Annotated in this window: 13 protein-coding genes; 4 read left to right on the top strand and 9 right to left on the bottom strand. The window is 74.7% G+C overall.

From position 1 onward, the window contains the following. Positions 1 to 143 precede the first annotated feature (143 nt). Positions 144 to 806: a GPR1/FUN34/YaaH family transporter gene (locus tag JOF36_RS07995; protein WP_210025785.1), complete on the top strand. Its 663-nt coding sequence runs from the start codon at positions 144 to 146 to the stop codon at positions 804 to 806. A 10-nt stretch (positions 807 to 816) separates the two neighbouring features. Here JOF36_RS07995 and JOF36_RS07990 read toward each other — a convergent pair whose 3' ends face one another. Continuing rightward, a complete protein-coding gene (locus JOF36_RS07990) occupies positions 817 to 4155 on the bottom strand; it encodes an error-prone DNA polymerase (RefSeq protein WP_307862269.1) in 3339 nt (1112 codons plus the stop codon). Between the two features lie 541 nt (positions 4156 to 4696). Here JOF36_RS07990 and JOF36_RS07985 point away from each other — a divergent pair. Further along, entirely contained in the window at positions 4697 to 6271 is a 1575-nt protein-coding gene (locus JOF36_RS07985; protein WP_210025781.1) for a M28 family metallopeptidase, read from the top strand. A gap of 55 nt (positions 6272 to 6326) precedes the next feature. On the opposite strand, the gene JOF36_RS07980 is transcribed toward JOF36_RS07985, so the two are convergent. The 8 genes from JOF36_RS07980 to sucC form a co-directional block, all read right to left on the bottom strand. Then, positions 6327 to 8171 (bottom strand): DNA polymerase Y family protein, encoded by a 1845-nt coding sequence (locus JOF36_RS07980; protein WP_210025779.1) that lies wholly within the window; start codon positions 8169 to 8171, stop codon positions 6327 to 6329. Then, positions 8168 to 9466: a DnaE2-dependent mutagenesis accessory factor ImuA' gene (gene imuA', locus JOF36_RS07975; RefSeq protein ID WP_210025777.1), complete on the bottom strand. Its 1299-nt coding sequence runs from the start codon at positions 9464 to 9466 to the stop codon at positions 8168 to 8170. The genes JOF36_RS07980 and imuA' overlap by 4 nt, the downstream gene beginning before the upstream one ends. A 578-nt stretch (positions 9467 to 10044) precedes the next feature. Continuing rightward, the gene (purH, locus tag JOF36_RS07970) at positions 10045 to 11604 is read right to left on the bottom strand and encodes a bifunctional phosphoribosylaminoimidazolecarboxamide formyltransferase/IMP cyclohydrolase (RefSeq protein WP_210025775.1); all 1560 of its coding nucleotides are present in this window, start codon (positions 11602 to 11604) and stop codon (positions 10045 to 10047) included. Beyond that, positions 11601 to 12218 (bottom strand): phosphoribosylglycinamide formyltransferase, encoded by a 618-nt coding sequence (purN, locus tag JOF36_RS07965; RefSeq protein ID WP_210025773.1) that lies wholly within the window; start codon positions 12216 to 12218, stop codon positions 11601 to 11603. Before purN ends, purH begins: the two co-directional genes overlap by 4 nt. 100 nt (positions 12219 to 12318) lie before the next feature. Continuing rightward, entirely contained in the window at positions 12319 to 13914 is a 1596-nt protein-coding gene (locus JOF36_RS07960) for a cell division protein PerM (RefSeq protein WP_210025771.1), read from the bottom strand. A 252-nt stretch (positions 13915 to 14166) separates the two neighbouring features. Beyond that, entirely contained in the window at positions 14167 to 15801 is a 1635-nt protein-coding gene (locus tag JOF36_RS07955) for a DUF5336 domain-containing protein (protein ID WP_210025770.1), read from the bottom strand. 144 nt (positions 15802 to 15945) lie between these two features. Continuing rightward, on the bottom strand, positions 15946 to 16833 hold the full coding sequence (sucD, locus tag JOF36_RS07950; protein WP_210025768.1) for a succinate--CoA ligase subunit alpha: 888 nt from the start codon (positions 16831 to 16833) through the stop codon (positions 15946 to 15948). A 5-nt stretch (positions 16834 to 16838) separates the two neighbouring features. Beyond that, positions 16839 to 18032, bottom strand: a complete 1194-nt coding sequence (gene sucC / locus JOF36_RS07945) for an ADP-forming succinate--CoA ligase subunit beta (RefSeq protein WP_307862268.1) — start codon at positions 18030 to 18032, stop codon at positions 16839 to 16841. Between the two features lie 1191 nt (positions 18033 to 19223). On the opposite strand from sucC, the gene JOF36_RS38725 reads away from it, so the two are divergent. Both JOF36_RS38725 and JOF36_RS07935 read left to right on the top strand, forming a co-directional pair. Next, positions 19224 to 20069, top strand: coding sequence for a M23 family metallopeptidase (locus tag JOF36_RS38725; protein WP_307862267.1), 846 nt, complete (start codon positions 19224 to 19226; stop codon positions 20067 to 20069). Between the two features lie 191 nt (positions 20070 to 20260). After that, a complete protein-coding gene (locus JOF36_RS07935; RefSeq protein ID WP_210025762.1) occupies positions 20261 to 20887 on the top strand; it encodes a DUF1707 SHOCT-like domain-containing protein in 627 nt (208 codons plus the stop codon). The last annotated feature ends 8 nt before the right edge of the window (positions 20888 to 20895 follow it).

Here is a 20895-nt window from a genome sequence, read left to right as displayed (position 1 = left end):
GCTCCGAGCTGCGACGACGGCCCGGGCGCGTGCCATCGGAGAAGGGGCCGCGGCCCGGCCCTTAGGAGGGGCCGCCGGCGATCTCACCGAGAGCAAAATCACACCAGCGTGTGCCGGACCGCCCTACCCGACAGGAGTTCTCCATGAGCGTGGACAGCGAGACCGTTGGTGCGCAGGTCGACAACCCGCCCACCGCGACCGCGCCGCCGACCGCCAACCCCGCCCTGATGGGCCTGATCTGCTTCCTGCCCTCGGGCATCACCCTGGGCCTGTGGTTCGTCGGTTACCTCCACACCGCGGCACTCCCCGGCGGCATGATCCCGATCCTCACCTTCTCCGCAGGCCTGTTCCTGTTCCTGGCCACCGCCGCATCGCTACGGGCCGGGGACAGCGTCACCGCCGCGATCTTCGGCGTCTTCTCCGCGTTCTGGATCAGCTTCGGTGTGCTGCTGATGGCCCTGAACAACGGCTGGATCGTCGACGCAGGCACCGGCGGGCCGCTGTCGACCGATCAGATCGGGTCGATCCAGTCGACCTACCTGCTGTCGTTCACCCTGGCCTTCATCCTGCTGACGCTGGCGACGCTGCGCCTGCCGCTGATGTTCACGGTCGGCTTCGTGCTGGTCGACGTCACCTTCGTGCTCGCCTACCTGGCCGTGACCGCAGGCAACGCCGCGCTGTTCCCGATCGCCGGGATCACGACCTTCGGGTTCTGCCTGGTGTTCGCCTACATCATGTTCGACGCGTTCGGCCAGACCCTGGGCGGTCGCCCGATGGCCATGGGCGGGCCGCTCGTCAAGTCCTGACCGGTCCGGCTCAGCGGAAGTCACGGGACGTCACGGTGACGGCCAGCGGCATCCGCTGCAGCCGGTCGGCCAGTAGGTTGAGGACGCCCTCCGGGCTGCGTTCCAGCCGTCCGCGCACCAGCAGCGCGGCGCTGCCCAGCGCCACCGACCGGTAGCGCGCCCACAACCCCTGCGAGCACGTCACGTTGAGCATCCCGGACTCGTCCTCCAGGTTCACGAACGTCACCCCGCCCGCGGTGGCCGGGCGCTGGCGGTGGGTGACCAGACCGCCGACGAGCACGCGGGGCGGCGCATCCGGACCGGCCCGGCGGCCGACGGCGTCGAGCCGGTCGATCCGGACCGCGCCGAGCACGTCCAGCTTCTCCCGCAGGTGCTGCACCGGGTGGCCGTCCGGGGAGACGCCGGTGGCCCACACGTCGGAGATCGTCAGCTCCGCATCGGTCATCCCGGGCAGGGCCGGCGCCTCGAGCCCGACCGCGGCCCCCGGAAGATGCTCCGGCCGCATCCCCGCGACGACGCCCGCCGCCCACAGCGCCTCCCGCCGCTCCACACCGAAGCAGCCGAACGCACCCGCCGTGGCCAGTGCCTCGGCCTGCGGCCCGGTCAGCCGGACCCGGCGGGCGAGGTCCGCCAGGTCGGCGAACCGGCCGGTCGCGGCCCGCTCGGCCTCGGTCGTCTCGGCGAGGTCGGTGCCGATCGTGCGGATCCCGGAGAGCCCGAGCCGGATCGACCATCCGCCGGTGCTGTCCGGATCGGGTTGCAGGATCGCGTCGGCACCGCCGTCGTTCACGTCCGGGCGGCGGACCCGTACCCCGTGCCGGCGGGCGTCGGCGACCAGCGACTGCGGGGAGTAGAAGCCCATCGGCTGGGCGTTGAGCAGGGCCGCGCAGAACGCCGCCGGGTGGTAGAGCTTGAACCACGCCGAGTAGTAGACGAGCGCGGCGAAGCTGATCGAGTGACTCTCCGGGAAGCCGAAGTTCGCGAACGCCAGCAGCTTGGTGAAGATCTTCTCGGCGAGCTCTCCGGTGATTCCGTTCGCCGCCATCCCGTCGAAGAACCGCCCGCGCAGCCGTTCCATCTTCTCGGTGGAGCGCTTGGCCCCCATCGCGCGGCGCAGCTCGTCCGCCTCGGCGGCGGAGAACCCGGCGACGTCGACGGCGATCTGCATCATCTGTTCCTGGAACAGCGGGATACCCAGGGTTTTGTCCAGCGCCGGTTTCAGCAGCGGATGGTCGTGCTCCCACCGGTCGATCTTGTTGCGGCGACGGATGTAGGGGTGCACCGAGCCGCCCTGGATGGGGCCGGGCCGGATGAGCGCGACCTCGACGACCAGGTCGTAGAACTCCCGCGGGCGCAGCCGCGGCAACGTCGCCATCTGGGCGCGGGACTCCACCTGGAACACCCCGACCGAGTCGGCCCGGGAGAGCATCGCGTAGACCTCCGGATCGGACTCGCCGATCTCGTGCAGCTCGATCCGGGTGCCCTCGTGCTGCTCGACCAGGTCCACCATCAGGTGCAGCGCGGTGAGCATCCCCAGGCCGAGCAGGTCGAACTTGACCAGCCCGGCCGCGGCGCAGTCCTCCTTGTCCCACTGGACGACGGTCCGGTCCGCCATCCGCGCCCACTCCACCGGGACGACCTCGGACACCGGCCGGTCGCAGATGACCATGCCGCCGGAGTGGATGCCGAGATGCCGGGGCGCGCCCATGAGCTGCCCGGCGAGGTCGAGCAGCTGCAGCGGCATCTCCTGCGGGAGTTCGGCGGCCTGCAGCGCGTGCCACCGCTCGACCCGCTTGCTCCAGGCGTCCTGCTGGCCGGGTGAGAACCCGAGTGCGCGTGCGGTGTCGCGGACCGCAGAGCGCGGCCGGTAGGTGATGACGTTGGCGACCTGCGCGGCGAACAACCGGCCGTAGCGGCGGTAGACGTACTGGATGGCCTCCTCCCGGCGCCCGGACTCGATGTCCAGGTCGATGTCGGGATAGCCGTCACGGTCCGGGGACAGGAACCGCTCGAACAACAGTCCGTGCCGGACGGCGTCGACCGCGGTGATGCCCAGCGCGTAGCAGACGGCCGAGTTCGCCGCGGAGCCCCGGCCCTGGCAGAAGATGTTCTCCCGGCGGCAGAAGTCGACGATGTCGTGGACGATCAGGAAGTAGCCGGGGAAGTTCTTCTTCTCGATGATCGCCAGCTCACGCTCGACCGTGTGTGCGGCGAACGGGTTCTCGCTGTGGCTGCCGTAGCGCGCCATCCGGCCCCGTTCGGTGAGCGCACGCAGCCAGCTCGCCTCGGTCTCCCCCGCCGGGACGTCGAACGGCGGCAGGTCGGGCGCCACCAGGTGCAGCTCGAACGCCAGCTCCCGGCCCAGCTCCGCGGCCCGCGCCACCGCACCCGGGTACCGGTCCTCGAAGCGCAGTGCCATCTGCTGCCCCGATCGCAGGTGCGCGGCCCCGGCCGCGGGGAGCCAGGGGTCGATCTCGTCCAGGCTGCGCCGGGCCCGCACCGCGGCCGCGGTGGCCGCAAGGGGGGCGCGATCCGGGGTGGCGTAGTGCGCGGCGGTGGTGGCGACGGTCGCGACGCCGGCCGCCGCCGCCAGGGCCGCCAGCGCATCGTTCCGTTCGGTGTCGCACGGGTCGCCGTGCGCGGTCAGCTCGACGCGGACGTGCTCCCGGCCGAACCTGTCCGCCAGCCGCTCCAGCTCGGCGGCCGCCGCGGCCCGGCCGTGCCGCTCCAGTGCGCGCCGCACCGCGCCCTTGCGGCAGCCGGTGAGCACGACGACCTTGCCTGCGGTATCGGCGACCACCTCGTCGAGGTCGTAGACCGGGCGCCCCTTCTCCCCGCCCCGCATCTGTGCGGTGGAGATCGTGCGGCACAGCGCGCGGTAGCCCTGCGGGCCGCGGGCGAGCAGGAGCAGGTGCTCGCCCTCCGGGTCGGCGACACCGTTCTGCGGGGCGCTCAGACCCAGGCTCAGCTCGGCCCCGAAAACGGTGCGCACCCCCAGCTCCCGGGCCGCCTCGGCGAACCGGACCACGCCGTACATACCGTCGTGGTCGGTGAGCGCGATCGCCTCCAGACCCAGTTCGACCGCCCGCTCGACGAGTTCCTCGGGGGCGCTCACGCCGTCGAGGAAGCTGAAGTGCGAGTGGCAGTGCAGCTCCGCGTAGGGAACACCGGCCTGCGCCGGCCGCAGGGTCTCCGGGGGCTCGTACGGGCCCCGATGAGCGGACCAGGCCGGGGCGTCGCCGCTGTCGGCCTCCGGGCCACCGCGCAGGCTCGAACCGTCGCGCACCGGCCGGCCGGAGAGTGCGTTCTCCAGCTCGGACCAGGGAACGTCCGGATTCTGCCAGCCCACACGCCGAGCATAGTCGAACACCAGTTCGACGGGCCATCGGACGGCAAGGTTCGGTCGATCGATCGGGTGCGCGCGGGGGCGGAGGGGCGGGGCTGAGTGCTGAGCCGGGCCGGGATGTGGGCCGCGCTGGGCCGGGCGTGCCGTGCGGGGACCGGCCGGGAGCTCCCCAGCGCCGGTCGGCCCCGCACGGCTGCACCGAGTTCCTCCGCGGCACCGGCCGCTCCCCAGCGCCGGGCCGCAGGGCCACTCGGACGACCCTGTCGGGTGTCGGTGGACCACCCGCGAGGGGCGTTCCGCCGACAAGAACGAGTTCACCAGCCGAACCTGTGGAAGTGCTGAGACGAGTCCGTGGATCGACCATGGATCCCGCCCGATCGAGATGCCGTGTCGTGATCGCCGGTTCACGGCACGAAGACACCCGATGACGGATGCTGGTCCGACGCTGCGACGCCCGGGCCCGGTCCGGTCGCGTTCCAGGACAGGCACCGGTGGTCCGGTGCGGACGACGCCCGGGACAGGGCCGGACAGCGGGGGTGGCGCCATGAGGTCGCGATGGACGGGAACGGGACCGGGCGGCCGGGCCCGGCGACGGGCGGCCGGTGACGCGCGGGCGCAGCGGCACGGCCGGTCGCAGCGCGGGATGCGCCGGCTGCTGCCGGTGCTGGCTGCCGGTGTGGCCGTCACCGCGCTGGCAGCCTGCGCGAACGTGCCGGCCGGGCCGGGCCCGGCGGCGCTCGGCACGGCAACGGGACCCGCCGCACCCGCGGTACCCGCCGCGCAGGTCGATCCCGGGCTCCCGGATCGGCTCGCCGCGGCGGTGAGCGGTGACGCCGCCTACGCGCACCTCCAGGAGCTGGAGCGGATCGCCGACGCGCACGGCGGCGACCGGGCGGTCGGCACCCCCGGTTACGACGCGAGCGTCGACTACGTCTCGGGCAAGCTCCGCGAGGCCGGGTACGAGGTGCGGACGCCGTCCTTCGATGTCCGCTCGTTCACCGCGAACGCCGCCCGGCTGACGGTGGCGGACGCGCCGGTGCCCACCGAGGTGCTGAGCTTCTCGCCCGCCACCCCACCCGGCGGGCTGACCGCGCCGCTGTCGGTCCGGCCGCGGACGCCGCAGGACCCGACGCCGGGCTGCGAGGCCGCGGACTACGCCGGCATCCCGGCGGGGGCGATCGCCGTCGTCGAGCGCGGGGTCTGCCCGTTCGGGCAGAAGTCGCAGCTGGCCGGGGCGGCCGGGGCCGCGGCGATGATCGTGGTGAACACGGAGGACGCGGCGCTGCCGGCCACCCTCGGTGAGACCCCGGATGTGGTGCCGACCGCGGCCGTCCAGAAGACCGCCGGTGCGGCGCTGCGCGACGGGCAGCAGGCCACCCTCGTCCTGGACACCACGATCCAGCAGCAGACCTCGCGCAACGTGATCGCCGAGACCACCACCGGGGACCCGAACCGGGTCGTGATGGCCGGTGCACACCTCGACTCGGTGCCCGAGGGCGCCGGCATCAACGACAACGGCAGCGGCAGCGCGGCACTGCTGGAGGTGGCACAGAAGCTGGGAGCGGCACCTCCTGCCGGGCAGAAGGTGCGTTTCGCCTGGTGGGGAGCGGAGGAGATCGGCCTGGTCGGAGCGACGCGTTACGTCGAGTCGCTGTCCGAACAGGACCGTGCGGCGCTCGCGCTCTACCTGAACTTCGACATGGTCGGGTCGCCGAACGCGGGGTACCTGGTGTACGACGGCGACAACTCCGACGGTCTCGGCGGCCAGGCCGGCCCGCCGGGGTCGGAGACCGCGGAGCGGGTGCTGACCGAGGCGCTCGCCGCGGCGGGCGTGCCGGGGCCGGAGACGACCGCCTTCGACGGCCGCTCGGACTACGGACCGTTCATCGAGGCGGGCATCCCGGCCGGTGGTCTGTTCACCGGCGCCGAGGAGCTGAAGACACCGGAGCAGGCCCAGAAGTGGGGCGGAACGGCGGGCCAGTCGTACGACTCCTGCTACCACACGCCGTGCGACCGGCTCACCAACATCGACCGCACCGCGCTCGACCGGAACCTCACGGCGATGGGCTCGGCGGTCGGCCGGTTCGCGGTGGACCTGACGGGCGTCCCCGCCCGGTAGCCGGGCCCCGGGCCGGGCACGTCCGTGTACCGGCCCGGGACCCACGCCCGGCCGTTCAGTCGTAGACACCGGTCACCTCCCAGCGCACCCCGCGGTGGACGAGCAGCAGCGCCGTCCCGTCGGCGAGCACGGCCTGCAACCTCGCCGCGGGACCGGGCCCCTCGGGGGCCCACCAGCGGGCGTGCACCGGCCAGGGCCCGGCCCAGGCGATGACCTCGCGATCCGGGCCACCGGCACCGCTGATCCGGTGCGGAACGCCGTCGAGCAGGTCGGGGGCCGCGAGACCCACCTCGGCACCGGCCGCGTCGCACAGCCGGACCGGTATCGGCTCCGGCGGGACCGTCGCCGGGGACGGCGCCGGCAACCGGCCCGGCCACGACGCCGGCGGGTCCTTCGGTGGGCGCCGCCCCGGAGCTCGACGGACGTGTGCGGGGTCCTCCTGCCGCCGAGACGGCTGCCCGGAGCAGGCCGCATGCTCGGTGCCCGGGGGTACGGCCGTCTCCTCCACGTCCCGTTCCTCTCCCCAGGGCACCAGCCGGACCCGCTCCCCGGGATCCCGGCCACCGGCGGACACCGCGGTGACCACCGCCTCCGGCCCGAGCAGCGCCTGCACCCGCACGAGCGCACGACCGGCGCGCTCGTCGTTCTCCCCGACATCGCCCCACAGCCCGCGCTGCAGAGCGCCGGCCACGACCGTGTCCTCCGGGGTGAGGCGCAGCGCGACCAGCGTCCCGGAGCCACCGCGACCGAGCCACGAGTCCAGCTGCCAGCGCACCCGGTCGACGGTGCCGGACGGCGTCAACGGCTCGGCGCACCGCCAGACCCTGAGCAGCTCCTCCCCTCCGTCGGTACGCGCATGCACCCCCAGCCGGGTACAGGCCAGGCCGTGCCCGGCGAGTGCCTCGTGCAGCCGGGTCGCCAGCCCGCGCGCGGCGAACGCGGCCGCGTCCACCCGATCCACCGGCGGGTCCAGCTCGATCGCCGCGGCCAGCTCCTCCGGCGGGACCCGGCGCACCGGAGGGCGCGGATCGAGCCCCCGGGCCAGCCGGTGTGCGGCCACCGCGTCGGCACCGAACCGGGACGCCACGTCGGCCTCCGGCAGCGACGCGAACGCTCCCAGCGAGCGCAGCCCGAGCCGACGCAACAGATCGATCAGCGCGGAGCGGTCGACCTCCGGGTCACGGTCCAGCTCGGTGACCTCCAGCGGGGCCAGGAACTCCGCGGACCGGCCGGGCGGTACCCCGCGCCCCCGGCGGGCGGCGAGCTCGGCGGCGAACATCCCGTCCGCGACCCCGACCTGACACTCGGTGGCGGCCCGCAACGCGACCTGGTCGATCAGCCGCTCGATCGCCTCCTGCTCGCCGCCGAACCAGCCGACCGGGCCACGTGCGGGGAGCACGAGCAGGCCGGGCCGGACGACCTCGACCCCCGGGGCGAGCTCCTCGACCGCGGCCACGACCGGTTCGAACAGCCGCGCGTCCCGCCCGGGGTCCGGGGCGAGCACCGCCAGGTCCGGGCAGCGGGCCTGCGCCTCGCGCCGGCGCAGCCCGCGCCGCACCCCGTACCGGCGTGCGGGGGCCGAGCAGGCCAGTACCCGGTTGGCGTAGAACACCGCCGCCGGCCGGTGCGCCGGGACGTGCGCGGCCCGGGCGGCCGCGGTGACCGGCCAGTCCGGGGACCAGAGCGCCAGGATCCGGGGGTCGGGGGCCGGGCGGCCCCCGCGTTCCCCGTGCCCGGACCCCGGTGGTGGTAGGGCACCGGGCGCAGCAGCCGGCCCGGGCTCCTCCGCCGGGCCACACCTCCCGCGGACGCCCTCCCCGGCACGCGCAGACCTCGGCCGGCTCTCCGGCGTGGCGACGATGGCCGGACCCCTCCCGGCCGGATCGACACCGGCACTCATCCGGCCACCCGCACGGCCGCACGATCCATCCCGGCACCCGTGCCCACACCAGCACCGGCGCTCGCAGTCGCGCTCGCGCTCGCACCGGCACTCGCACTCACACCGGCACCGGCACCGGCGCTCGCACCGGCACCGGCCGTGACCGGCAGCGGACGCCCCACCGCCGTGGCCTCCGGAACCGGTGCCAGCGCGCCGCCCGGCCCCGGGAGCAGCACCTCGGCACCGTGGCCCGCGGGCGCGATCCCCCGGCCGGACACCCGCACCTCGACCCGCCGGAACCGCAACCGCCCGGCACCACGCCCGGCCCCCTCCCAGCGGGGCCGCTCGCAGTGCAGCCGCAGGTCCGCTCCGGGCCAGGGGCCCAGCGCCAGCAGTACCGCCCCGCGCTGACGGGCCCGGGCCATCAGCCGCTGCCGATCGGCGGCGCGCAACCCGGAGCGCTCCGGGCCGGCCACCACGACCAGGTCCAGCCCGTCCAGCAGACCCGCGGTGACCCCGACCGGATCAGGTCCGGGGTCGGGGACCAGTGCGAGCCGGTCCAGCCGTATCCCCGCCTCGGCTGCAGCCGTCGCACCCAGCCCGGGACGCCCGACCACCCCGACCCAGGAACCCTCCGCGGACGCCGTGGACAGCAGCGCGAACAGCAACGACCCGGCAGCGATCCCGGCGCCCACCGCGACCGTGGAGCCGCGGCGCAGCCCACCTCCGGGCAGCAGCGCGGCGAGCGGTCCGGGAACGGGGAGTGCCGCCTCGGTGCCACCACCGGGAGCGATCGTCCCGGCGGTACCGGCCGCTCCCGGCTCGACGGCCGTCGCTGCGCAGCCGGGCCCGGCCGCCACCGGACGGACCCGCTCGACGTCGGATCGGGTCTCCATCCGGTGCAGCACCTGCCGGGCACGGGCCAGCCGGTCCGGCACGGGTGCGGACGACCCCGGAACCGGGCCCCGTGCCCCCTGGAGCGGCTCCCGCCCGCCCTCGGGGTCACGGGGCCCGGCGAGCCCGGCCCCGGAACCGGTACGGCCCGCGGGGACGGGCTCCCCGTCCGCCCCCGCGCACCGCACCCCGGCTCCGATCACCGGGCCGGACGCCCCGTCCGGCTCGAACTGCGGATCCGGCTCCCCAGCCGGCTCGAACCCCGGCTCCGGTTCCCCAGCCGGCTCGAACCCCGGCTCCGGTTCCCCGATCGGCCCGAACCGCGGGGCCGGTTCCCTGTCCGGCTCGAACCGCGGGTCCGGTTCCCCGGCCGGATCCGCGCCCGCTGCCGTGTCCGGCGCCGCTCCGGCGACCCGGCCCACCGCCGTTCCTCCCCCGACGACGGCGAGCCCGCCCGTCCGTGCGCCGCGTTCTCCTGCACCGCGTTCTCCTGCACCGCGCTTCCCTGCGCTGCGCTCTCCTGCGCTGCGCTCTCGGGCACCGCGCTCCCCCGGGCCGGGCTCTCCTGCACCGTGCTCCCGCCTCCCCGCCACAGCCCTGCTCAACGGACCTCCCCCATCGCACCGCGACCGGCCTGCCGACCGGTCGGAACCTGCCCGGTGCACCGCGGGGAAGGCGGCACCAACTCGAACTTACGTTCGAACTATAGGGCAACTGCCGCCCCGCCGCAGCCCCCGGTCGGGGGGCCGGAGGACCGACACGGAGCACCGTCGCACGGACCACCGACAGTTTCCGGGCCGCAGCGCCACGCACCCGTCCCGCCGGCAGCTCCACCCTCGCCGAGATGCGGTTCAGGGCGAGTTGTCGATCTCCTGGGAGCCCTGGGCCGCATCTCGGCGGGGAACGAGACCCGGCGCGGCGGCAGGAAACACGGTGGCCAGAACGCAGAACAGCCCGGACCGCACGGGGCGATCCGGGCCGTTCAGGGGGCAGGAGAGGGTCAGTGGGCGAAGTGCCGTGTCCCCGTCAGGTACATCGGCACGCCCGCCTTCGCGCAGGCGGCGACCACGAGCTCGTCACGCACCGAGCCACCCGGCTGCACGACGGCCGCGATACCGGCCTCCAGCAGGACCTCCAGGCCGTCGGGGAACGGGAAGAACGCGTCCGAGGCCACGACCGCGCCGCGCGCCCGGTCGCCGGCCCGCTCCACGGCGAGCTTCGCGGCGTCCACCCGGTTGACCTGCCCCATGCCGACGCCGACCGCGGCGCCGTCGTGCGCCAGCAGGATCGCGTTGGACTTCACCGCGCGGCACGCCCGCCAGGCGAACGCGAGATCGGAGAGGGTCTCCGGCGACACCGGGTCACCGGTGACGAGCTTCCAGGCGGCGGGGTCGTCACCGTCGGCGTCGACCAGGTCGCGCTGCTGGGCGAGCAGCCCGCCGGAGATCGGCCGCAGCTCGATCCCGCCCCGGGCGACCTCGCCCGGAATGCGCAGAACCCGGACGTTCTTCTTGCGCTGCAGCGCCTCCAGCGCACCGTCGGCGTACGACGGGGCGACCACGACCTCGGTGAAGATCTCCGCGATCTGCTCGGCCGCCTCCACCGACACCTCGCGGTTGACCGCGATCACACCACCGAACGCCGAGACCGGGTCGGTGGCGTGCGCCTTGCGGTGCGCCTCGGCGACGTCCGTACCGACCGCGATGCCGCACGGGTTCGCGTGCTTGATCACCGCGACGGTCGGGACGTCGCCGTGGTCGTGCGCGGCCCGCCAGGCGGCGTCGGCGTCGACGTAGTTGTTGTAGGACATCTCCTTACCGTGCAGCTGCTCGGCGCCCGCGAGACCGGTGGCGCCACCGTCGGAGTACAGCGCGGCGGCCTGGTGCGGGTTCTCGCCGTAGCGCAGCGAGCGCTCGCGGGTCCACGTGGCGCCGAACCACTCCGGGGTCGTACCGGCGTCATCGGCCGGGAACTGCTCGCCCATCCAGGTGGCGACCGAGACGTCGTAGGCGGCGGTGTGCCGGAACGCGTCGGCGGCGAGCCGCCGACGATCCCCCACCGCGAACCCGCCGGCCGCGACCTGCTCGAGCACCCACCCGTAGCGGGCCGGGTCGACGATCACCGCGACGCTCTCGTGGTTCTTCGCCGAGGCGCGCACCATCGCCGGGCCACCGATGTCGATCTGCTCGACCGCCTCGTCGCGGCTCGCGCCGGATGCGACCGTCTCCCGGAACGGGTACAGGTTGGACACCAGCAGGTCGAACGGCGCGATGTTCAGCTGCTCGAGCTGCGCGACGTGCTCGTCCTTGCGGGTGTCGGCGAGCAGCCCGGCGTGCACCCGCGGGTGCAGGGTCTTCACCCGGCCGTCGAAGCACTCCGGAAAGCCGGTGACCTCCTCGACCGCGGTGACGGGGACGCCTGCGTCGGCGATCCGCTGGGCGGTCGACCCCGTCGAGACGATCTCCACCCCGGCGGCGTGCAGCCCGGTCGCCAGGTCCAGCAGCCCGGCCTTGTCGTAGACGCTGATCAGGGCCCGGCGGACCGGCCTGCGCTCACTCACTGTTCACCTCGTGTGGTTCTCCCGGCGCGCTCACCGGCGGCGGCGAGATGCCGCACCGTCCCGACCAGCAGCCGTCGTTCCTCGGTCTTGATCCGCTCGTGCAGGACGGCCTCGTCGTCATCGGGGAGGACGGATACCTCCACCTGCGCGAGCACCGGCCCGGAGTCCAGTCCTGCGTCGACCTCGTGCACGGTCGCTCCGGTCACCTCGACGCCGGCGGCCAGCGCGTCGCGGACGGCGTGCGCGCCGGGGAATGCCGGCAGCAGGGCCGGGTGCGTGTTCAGCATCCGGCATCCGAGCGCGTCCAGGAAGGCGGGTGCGACGAGCTTCATGAAGCCCGCCCCGACGACGAGGTCCGGCCGGTGCTCGAGGACGGCGGCGGCGAGGGCGTCGTCCCAGGCCGCCCGGTCGGGATGGTCGGCGAGCCGCTCGACGAAGGTGGGTACCGCCGCCGCACGCGCCCGGTCCAGTCCGGTGGCACCGGGGCGGTCGGCCCCGACGGCCACGACCCGGTAGTCGTCCCCGGCCCCGTCGAGCAGCGCCTGCAGGAGGGTGCCGCTCCCGGACACGAGGACGACGACCCGGAACGGTCCCGCCTGCTCCCGCGCGTGCACCGTTCCCCTTCCGACGCCCTGTCCTCCGACCGCCGTCGCAGCCGGTGACCAGCGTAGACGCGCGGGATGACACCGACGCGGCCCGGTCCGGTGGCCGGAATCACCCGCGTGGACACCGGTCCTGTCCGGGCGGCTGCTCCCCGGCGGTCGGCTCGTCGTCCTGGGCGTCGTCGTGGTGGTGGGCGCCCGGGTCTTCCGGACCGTCCCGGCCGAGCCGGTCCCGGTCGGCGTCCTCGACCTCCTCGGCGTCCTCGACATGGCCGACGTGGTCGTCGTCCGGATCGGAGTCGCGCGCCTCGGCGTCCGGTGCGGCATCGTCGGCGCGAGCGCCTCGCCGGTCCCCACGTCGCGCCCGGACCGCGCCGCCCCCGGCCCGGTCCGCCCGACCGGAACCGGACGTACGACGCCGCTCGGCCGGCCTCCGGACGGTGGTCGACCGGCTCGTCCGGGCCCGTCCACCGGCCGCCCGGGGCGCGGATCGCTCACCGGTCCCGCCGACGGGGACGTGCCGGGCGAGCTCGGGCCCGGCGCAGGTCAGCAGGGCGGGCAGGCCCACCAGCAACAACACGGCGCCGAGAACAGCGCCTCCGTTGAACGAGACCGGGTCGTACGGACCGCCGGCGAGCGGCCCTCCGGCCACCGTCGCCAGCACCGAGGCACCGAGTGCGACGACGGCCGCCGCCGTCACCGGAGCCGCGACCCGCTCCACGACGGGCGCGTCCGGACGCAGCGTCCGCCGGCACGCGAGCCCGGTCAGGACCCCGACCGACACCGGGAGCAGGAACACCAGCGGCGCCGCGGTGGGCACGGCCGTCACAGGAAGGATCACGGCGAGCGGGAACTCCGGCAGCGGCCCCGGCTCCGCCAGCAGCGGGCCAGAGGTCGCGACACCGACGGACACACCGGCACCCGTCCCCCACGACAGGGCCCCGACCAGCGCGTTCGGCAGGTAGCCGACGACGAGGGCCAGCACCCCCAGTGCGGCACCGGTTCCCGGGCCGAGCGCGGCCGCCGCGTCGGTCACCGCGGGCGCGGCGAGCAGCAGCGCCCCGGTCAGCAACAGGGCTCCGGTCAGCAACAACCCGGTCACCGCCACCCGGACGCCGGCGAGTGCCGCGCCCGGCCACCCGGCGAGCACCCGCTTCCACGCCGCGGGCAGCCCGCAGGCGTGGATCACGCCGACGCCCGCGGCGATCCCGCCGATCGCCCCGGCTCCGGCGAGCGACGCCCACGGCGCGGTGACCGCCATCTCCTTCGGCAGCAGGGCACCGGCGAGGACGGCGACCGCGGCCGCCGCGCCGGCCTGGGAGGCGACGACGGCGCCGGCGTCGTGCCGGACCCGGCCGCCCAGCCGACGCACCGCCCAGCGGGAGAAGCAGGCGACCATGACGATGACCACCAGCGTCGGGAGCAGCGGGAGCACTCCGAGCGCGTGGCCGTCCAGGGCGATCGGGATCTGGTGCGCGGCCAGCCACATCGGGACGGCGGTGGCGAGCGCCCCGTCCGCGGTCACCGGCGCGCCGCCGCTGCCGGCGACCAGGGCCGCGATAGGCACGAGCAGCGTGTACCCGGTCAGCACCGCACCCATCGTCGACGCGAGGAGGATCCGCAGACGGTGCAGCCCGTTGTCGCCGGCGGAACGACCCCGTCCCGCGCGATCCCGCCGCGCCGCGTCGCGGGCACGCTCCCCTCGCACGCCGACGGCGGTGTTCCCGCCATCGCGCGATCCGCCCGGCCCGGCTCCGTGCGACCGCCGTGGCTCGGTGCCGGACGCTCGGGAGCGGGACGCGCGGCCACGGGTGGATCGGGACGGGTTGCTCACCCGATCAGGGTCGCAGCGCCGGTGCGCGGCCCGTGGCAGGCACGCCGCAGGTGGCCTGCCCCACCGGCCGCCGGCCCGGCCCACAAAGACGTGCCGACCTCCGGGACACGACGGACGGGAGGTACGTCAGGACCGGGGTGCCGAGCCACCGTTCGCCGGGAAGGCGCGGGTGGCGTCGGACTCCGCGGACGGGTCGTCCCAGGGCCGGGTCGAACCGGGCGCCTGATCGCCGGTTCCCGTGCCATCGGACACCCGGCCGGGCGCGGCGCGCTCGCCGGAGGATGCCGGGGCGGCGGGGTGCGTCAGCCCAGGCCCGACCGCGCCGGCCGGGCCGGTCTCGTCCACCGCCGAACCACCCGACAGATGTGCCTGCCCCGAGCCGTGCTGCCCTGCCGTCTGGCCCGGGAACTGCCCGGCGCCCGGCCGACCGGTCGAGTCCTGCGCACCCGGGTCGTGCCCGGCGGAGGCCTGCCCGCCAGAGGCCTGCGCATCAGGGCCCTGCCCACCCGGAACGTGCCCACCGTGGCTCTGGCTATCCGGAAACTGTGCACCGCGGCTCAGGCCATCCGGGAACTGCGCACCAGGGCTCTGGCCACCCGGAACCTGCGCACCGGGGCCCTGACCATCCGAGAACTGCGCACCGGGGCTCTGCTGCCCGGAGGCTTGGTGCCCGGAGGCCTGCTGCGCCGACGCCTGCTGCGCGGAAGCCTGCTGAGCAGAGGTCTGCGCCGAAGCCTGCTGCGCTGAGAACTGCTGCGCCGAGGCCTGATGAGCGGGATCCTGTGCACCGGGGCCCTGCGCACCGGCAGCCTGCCCGGCGGGAGCGCCGTGATCGGGAGCCTGCTGCCCGAACCCCTGCTGCGGCGCGTACTGCCCCGGAGCCTGCTGCCCCGGGGACGCGCCCACGACACCTCCGAAACCCGGATGCGCGGGATCCGCCGACGCGGCCGCCCGATCGCCGTAGGCGACCCCGGAGAACGCTCCACCCGAGTGGGCCGGGCCGGGCTGTGCCCCCGCGGCGTACGCACCGGCCGCCGGCGCCCCGTACGGCGTTCCCGGCTGTCCTGGCCGGTCACCGGGCGGCGGGTACTGACCGGCCGGGCCCGCGGCGTCGGGAGCCGGGGCGCCCGGGTACCCGCCGGGCTGGCCCTGCATCGCGGCGCCGTACTGGCCGTAGCCGGGCTGACCGTAGCCGGGCTGGCCGTAGTGACCGGGCTGGCCGGGCTGAGCGGGCTGGCCGGACCAGTTGCCGACCGGTCGACCGGGCTGCTGGGGGAGGCCGGGCGTCGCCCACTGGTGCTCGCCACCGACGTGCGTGGGCCGGGCCGCCCGCGGCGCGCGCGGTGCCGGCGGGGACAGCACGCCGGACAGCAGCAACTGGCCGTAGAGCAGGGCCGCGACGGACAACAGTGCGAACGCCAGGACCACCCAGCCCACCGCACCGGCCGCGACCGGGCTGCTGCTGGCTGTGAAGAGGAAGAGCATGACCAGGAACCCGGTCCCGGTGAGCGCGATCCCGGCGACGAGCGTCCGGCCGGTTCCCGGCAGGAGCGACAGCCCACCGGCGATCCCGCCCGCCACGAGCAGCGCGAGTGCCAGCACGGCACCCGCGGCGAGGCCGAAGAAGCTCGTGAGCAGCGCGAGCAGCACACATCCGGCGCCCCCCAGCACGGCGAGCCGCACCGGGCCCGCGGGTGGTGCGGCCGCGCCCTCCGGGTCCGCGCCCGCCGGAGGCGGGGAGGACGGCTGGTTGCTCGACATGACGACTACTCCAGCGGGCGTCGACGACAGGACTCCTGACCCGCACGCTAGCCGATACCGCACCACGGCCGGGTGACGCCTGCCGGTGCGCACACGACGACGCGCGGGCCCCGGAAGGACCCGCGCGTCGGTGAACGGCTGCCGCTACTTGGCGGAGAGGATCTCCTTCATCAGCGTGGCGGTCTCGGACGGCGTCTTGCCGACCTTGACACCCGCGGCCTCGAGGGCCTCCTTCTTCGCCTGCGCGGTGCCCGCCGAGCCGGACACGATGGCGCCGGCGTGGCCCATCGTCTTGCCCTCCGGCGCGGTGAACCCGGCGACGTAGCCGACGACCGGCTTGGTCACGTTGGCCTTGATGAAGTCCGCGGCACGCTCCTCGGCGTCACCACCGATCTCACCGATCATCACGATGGCCTCGGTGTCGGGGTCGGCCTCGAACGCCTCGAGGGCGTCGATGTGCGTGGTACCGATGACCGGGTCACCGCCGATACCGATGGCGGTGGAGAAGCCGAACTCACGCAGCTCGAACATCATCTGGTAGGTCAGCGTGCCCGACTTCGACACCAGACCGATCTTGCCCGGGCCGGCGATGTTCGCCGGGATGATGCCCGCGTTGGACTTGCCGGGGGAGATGACGCCGGGGCAGTTCGGCCCGATGATCCGGGTCTTGTTGCCCTTGGCGCAGGCGTGCGCCCAGAAGTAGGCCGAGTCGTGCACCGGGATGCCCTCGGTGATGACGACGGCGAGCGGGATCTCGGCGTCGATGGCCTCGATGACCGCGTCCTTGGCGAACTTCGGCGGGACGAACAGCACCGAGACGTCGGCGCCGGTCTCCTTCATCGCCTCCTCGACCGTGCCGTACACGGTGACGTCCTTGTCGCCGACCGTGTGCGTCGTGCCGGCCTTGCGGGCGTTGACGCCGCCCACGATGTTGGTGTCGGCGGCGATCATCTTGGCGGCGTGCTTGGTCCCCTCACCGCCGGTGATGCCCTGGACGATGACCTTGCTGTTCTCGTTGAGGAAGATCGACATTTTTCTCAGGCTCCCGCGGCATTCGCCAGCTCAGCGGCCTTGGCGGCCGCGTCGTCCATCGTGCCCACCACCGTGACCAGCGGGTGGTTCGCCTCCTCGAGGATGCGGCGCCCCTCCTCGACGTTGTTGCCGTCCAGGCGCACGACCAGCTGCTTGGTCGCGTCGTCGCCCAGGATCTTCAACGCCTCGACGATCCCGTTCGCGACCGCGTCACACGCGGTGATCCCACCGAAGACGTTGACGAACACGCTCTTGACCTCGTCATCACCCAGGATGACGTCCAGACCGTCGGCCATGATCTGCGCCGACGCGCCACCACCGATGTCGAGGAAGTTCGCCGGCTTCACCCCACCGTGCGCCTCACCGGCATACGCCACGACGTCCAGGGTCGACATGACCAGACCCGCACCGTTACCGATGATCCCGACCTGACCACCGTCGAGCTTGACGTAGTTCAGCCCCTTGGCCTTCGCCTTGGCCTCGAGCGGGTTCTCCGTGCGCTCGTCGACCAGCTCGGCGTGCGCCGGATGCCGGAAGTCCGCGTTCGTGTCCAGGGTGACCTTCCCGTCCAGGGCGATCACCTTGTCCTGCGGATCCCGCACCAACGGGTTGACCTCGACCAGCGTGGCGTCCTCGGAGACGAAGGTCTCCCACAGCTTCACGATGACGTGCGCGGCCTCCTCGGCCACCGCCGCCGGGATCCGGCCCGCCGCCACGATCTCGTCGGCCTTGGCCTTGTCCACACCGGCGATCGGGTCGATCGCGATCCGAGCCAGCGCATCCGGACGCTCCACGGCCAGCTGCTCGATCTCCATGCCACCCTCGGAGGAGCACATGGCCAAGAAGGTGCGGTTCGAGCGGTCCAGCAGGAACGAGAAGTAGTACTCCTCGGAGATGTCACTGGCCTCGGTCACCAGCACCTGGTGGACGATGTGGCCCTTGATGTCGAGCCCGAGGATCGCCTCGGCCTTCTCCTTGGCCTCGTCAGCGCTCTTGGCCAGCTTCACCCCGCCGGCCTTACCCCGCCCACCGGTCTTGACCTGGGCCTTGACCACGACGGCAGTGCCCAGCTCGGACGCCACGGCAGCCGCGTCGGCAGCGTTGTCCACGGTCCTGCCCGGCAGCACCGGGACTCCGTGCGCGGCGAAGAGGTCCTTCGCCTGGTATTCGTAGAGGTCCACTCGGCTCTCCCGCTCCACTTCGCTATCGCCGCGACCCGCGCGGCCCGGGATTCTCCGGGGCGCCCGCACTCAGAAGGCGGCAGCGGCCGCGGACGTCGGTCGTGCTGCGTCCGGGAGCCTAGCCACGCTGCCCGCACCGGTCCTGACCTGGCCCGGTGACAGCTGTCACCCCTCGGGAACCGGGCTCGATTCAGAAGCCCCGGCGAGTGGCGCACACCACCGGTCGTTCGACGGTCGGGCAGCGGGAAGGCCCCCTCCGCCGTTCCTGCCCGACCGGTCGTCGACGATCTTCGACCGCCCGCACCGCTCCGGTCGCCCAGCGTTGCCGCGCCGCGACGCGCGGGTTACCGTCGCGTCGTCCACGTCACGGACCGATCACGGTGATCGGCGCCATCCCCCGAGCGGCGCCAACCCCCCGACGGAGCCCCCACTCCGATGATCACCGCCGAGCGGCCCGCGACGCCCTGAACACCAGAAGGGCAGGTCTTGGCGCGCCACCGCTCCCCCAGCGGCGCCGTCCGACCGGAGCTCCGGCCCGGCACGCATCCCGACGTGCCGATCGCCATGAGCGGCCACCGGACCACGGCGCCTCCGCCGTCGATCCGGCGTGCCCGCCCGACGGTCGATGCCCACCCGGCACCGCGGCCGCCCGCGTCCCCTCAGGACCGTCCGGTCGCCGCACCGGGCCGCCCGGCGCCGCAAACCCGTCCGGCCGTCCCGCCCGCCACCAGCCGCTCCCAGCAGCCACCGCAGCCGCCGGCCACCGCAGCCGGGGCACCCCGCGGCCCGCGGCCGATCGGTGCGGACCGCGCTCCGCGTCCCGTCGGCGCGGACCACAGCCCACGGCCCGGCCCACAGCGCACGGCCCCCGCGCCCACGTCGGGGCCGGCCCACCCCTACCGCCCCGGGATCGCCACCGGTGCGGACCACCCCGGGCAGCCGGCGCGCCCCGGGATCAGTCCCGGTCCGGACCGCCCCGCACATCCGGCACGATCCGGGATCGGTTCCGGTCCGGACCGCCCGTCGCATCCGGCACGACCCGCGTCCGGCGCGGACCGCCCTTCGCACCCGGCACGACCCACGACCGGCCCGGCTCGCCCCGCACATCCCGCACGACCCGCCGCCGGCCCGGATCGCCGCTCGCGCCCGGCCCGTCCGGCCGCCGCACCCGACCGGCGTCGGCAGTCGCTCCCGGCAGCCACCCACGCGGTGCCCGCCGGCAGTGCCCACCGGCTGCCGCAGCCACCGCCGGTGGTGTCGCGGACCCGGGTGACGGTCGCGGCCGCGGCAGGCGGCGCGCTCGTCGCGGCCGGGCAGACGGTCGCCGGTGCCCTCGGCATCCCCGGCCTCGCCGGCGAGTCGTCCGTCGAGGAGTCCTACGCGAAGCTCGCCGCCTCGGCGATGCTCCCGGTGGCCGCCGAGCCCCGCCCCGCCGACACGACCGCGCCCGCGGTCACCTCGGCGATCGGCGGTGAGCAGCTCGCCCAGCCGGCGACCATGCCGGCTCTGGACGACACCACCGAGGTCGACGTCGCCAGCCTCACCAAGGCCGCACGGCTCGGTGAGCAGGCGGCCACGGTGGATCGTGCGATCTCCGGTGCGATGTCGCACGGCGCACCCAAGGCCGTCGTCTACGAGGGTGACCCCCTGGTCATGCCCACCGCCGGCCGGTTCACCTCCGGCTTCGGCGCCCGCTGGGGCGTGCAGCACAACGGCATCGACCTCGCCGCACCGATCGGCACGCCGATCTTCGCGCTCACCGACGGCGTCGTGGAGAAGGCCGGACCGGCCAGCGGTTTCGGGATGTGGGTGGTGCTCGAGCACCCGGACGGGACCAGCTCGGTGTACGGCCACGTCAACCGCGCGTTCGTCGAGGTCGGACAGCAGGTCCGGGCCGGCGACGAGATCGCCGAGGTCGGCAACCGCGGCCAGTCGACCGGCCCGCACCTGCATCTGGAGATCTGGGAGTCCGACGGCAGCAAGACCAACCCGCTGCCGTGGCTGATCGAGCGCGGCCTGGACCTCACCAACGCGACCGGCGGCCAGGGCGCCTGACCCGCGGTTCGTCTGCTGCCCGTCGGACCGGTCAGGCCGGGACCGGCCGGCGCACGGCACGCGGCAGGAGAGGACGACGGTCCCGTGGCGACCGGAGTACCCGGATGTGATGAGGACCGTCGTGGTGACCTGCGAGTGACCGTGGCCCGAACCGGGTTCCCCGTCCGCCGCGGACCGGAGAGACTGGCCCGGTGGCGGACGACGGGGGCATCCGGGTCGGGGACGAGGAACGCCGGGCGGTCGACGCCCGGTTGCAGCGTGCACACGGCGAGGGCCGGCTGAGCCTGGAGGAGTACGAGGAGCGGGCCGCCCGTGCCTGGGCCGCGCGCACCCGCGGGGACCTCGTCGGGCTCACGGCCGACCTGCCCCCCGACGGGGCGGTGGCCCACGCCCCCCGGACCACCGAGCTCGCCACAGGGGCCCGCGCGGGCGACCTCGCGGCCGAGTGGGCCCGCCGCGCCGGGTCGGCGCTCGGGACCGTCGTACTGCTCGGTGCCGTGCTCTGGGGTGGCTCGCACCTGCTCGCGGGCGACGACGGCACCGCCGTGTTCAGCAGCCGCACCATCGGCGTCGCCGAGAACACCGACCGGGTCGATGTCGGGGTGCTGTTCGGCAGCGTGACGGTCGTCGTGCCCGACGACGTCCGGGTCAACGCGACCGGGTGGAAGGTGTTCGGCTCGACCGAGTGCGAGCTCGCCTGCAGTGTGCCGGGGCCCCGGGAGGTCACCGTCGACGTCTCCGGTGCCTTCGGCAGCACCGACATCCTCACCCGGACCCAGGCCGCGACCCAGCCGGCGGACGACAACGACGACGACTGACCCGGGGG

Source organism: Pseudonocardia parietis (assembly GCF_017876315.1).
Taxonomy (GTDB): Bacteria; Actinomycetota; Actinomycetes; order Mycobacteriales; family Pseudonocardiaceae; genus Pseudonocardia; species Pseudonocardia parietis.
The sequence above is the reverse complement of the archived record's forward strand: the minus strand, read 5'-3'. Positions and strand labels throughout refer to the sequence as shown.

What these genes read in the sequence shown, in the direction of transcription:
- JOF36_RS07995 (WP_210025785.1), top strand. Translation starts at nt 144, where the DNA reads ATGAGCGTGGACAGCGAGACCGTTGGTGCGCAGGTCGACAACCCGCCC.
- JOF36_RS07980 (WP_210025779.1), bottom strand. Translation starts at nt 8,171, where the DNA reads ATGAGTGCCGGTGTCGATCCGGCCGGGAGGGGTCCGGCCATCGTCGCC.
- JOF36_RS07985 (WP_210025781.1), top strand. Translation starts at nt 4,697, where the DNA reads ATGAGGTCGCGATGGACGGGAACGGGACCGGGCGGCCGGGCCCGGCGA.
- sucD (WP_210025768.1), bottom strand. Translation starts at nt 16,833, where the DNA reads ATGTCGATCTTCCTCAACGAGAACAGCAAGGTCATCGTCCAGGGCATC.
- JOF36_RS07955 (WP_210025770.1), bottom strand. Translation starts at nt 15,801, where the DNA reads ATGTCGAGCAACCAGCCGTCCTCCCCGCCTCCGGCGGGCGCGGACCCG.